The 1,218-nt window shown below is 47.4% G+C and carries 1 protein-coding gene and 1 pseudogene; one reads left to right on the top strand and one right to left on the bottom strand.

Annotated elements, in window-relative coordinates:
* Window positions 1-851: pseudogene (locus CIK04_RS27000) on the bottom strand (fatty acid cis/trans isomerase); the annotation flags it as partial.
* Here CIK04_RS27000 and CIK04_RS26995 point away from each other — a divergent pair.
* Window positions 841-1,218, top strand: a 378-nt coding sequence (locus CIK04_RS26995; protein ID WP_142995026.1) for a MurR/RpiR family transcriptional regulator, incomplete at its 3' end; no start/stop codon positions are given. The pseudogene CIK04_RS27000 and the gene CIK04_RS26995 sit on opposite strands and share 11 nt — an antisense overlap.

Below are 1,218 nucleotides of genomic sequence, written 5' to 3'. Positions count from 1 at the left end.
TGCTTCTAAATAGCGAGCTTGTTGTGTCGAATATTTGACCCAATTGGTTGACTGGTAGGGTATTACTTTTCAAGTTCGCCGGTAGTTTAGATTATCGGCTTGTGAGCGATAAAACTCGTTAACCTCAGGAATATCCGCTTTGTCAGGATCGAGGAAGAAAACCCAGAAACGATCGTTAATCACATTCAGTGCCAACTGCCCGCGACACACTGGACCTTTTATGTAAGCCATAATGGTGTTTTGTGCGTTATCTAGCATGAACTTAAAGCGTGTACTTCACTGGGAGGTCAATAAAGCACTCATTGGATTGGCCGCAATCTCAGGATCGTAATTTGGTAACTGCTCGACGACGTAATCTGCGTCAATAAACCACGCTTTCCAATCCTTCATTCGCTGGCTATTGAGAGCGAAAGGCATGTGTGTCTTATCGACAATCGTGYCTTGCTCGGGAATGATTCGGTAGTAAACACGTTCTCACCCGATATCATAGGGGCGACGAGTGACAATGCGCTGTACGGGTTCGCCTGGTGGGGTGGACGAACGAACCATAGTAAAGAAGCGAGGTTCCCCCTCTAACTCAGAAGAAATAGAGGTGCGATAAAAAAAGATGCTCGTAGATATAATCGTGCGCAAGCTGGTTTTACGCGAACTCTATTGAACATTTGCTCGTATCGCGTGATCTCCGCCGCCTGCTCACGAGTGAGCGGGATGTGATCGTTCATGATCGCGCCATTTTCCAGCCAAGCCATGAGCGTTTGGTGTTCTTTGGCCGAAAGATTTGGCATACCAAAGGGCATTCCCCAGCTTGGGTTGGTACGCTCGTACTGATCAAATTCTTCAATCGTCGGACAGGCTCAAATCACCGAACGTTTTAGCGCACTACGCGAAGCAGAAARGAAAGTCGCCAAATTGGTGACGGATGACATTGAAACCGCTGCCAACGCCAGCATCACCGAGCTGGCCACAAAGTGCAGACGTCAGTCAGAAGCTAGCCATACGCGCTTTGCCAAAACAATAGGCTGCAAAAATGTTCGTGAAATGAAGATCAAACTGGCTCAGTCGCTGACGGTTGGACAGCGTTTTATCCTTGAGCCGCCCGATCAAAGTGGCTACCAAGTGATTTACGAATCCATCAAACAATCACTCGATATCAACCGAGCTTTGATCAATGAACAAGACATTGATCAAGCCGTTGATTGGCTCTATGGTGCAAGACAA

The sequence above is a fragment of the Vibrio sp. 03_296 genome (assembly GCF_002265885.1).
The sequence above is the reverse complement of the archived record's forward strand: the minus strand, read 5'-3'. Positions and strand labels throughout refer to the sequence as shown.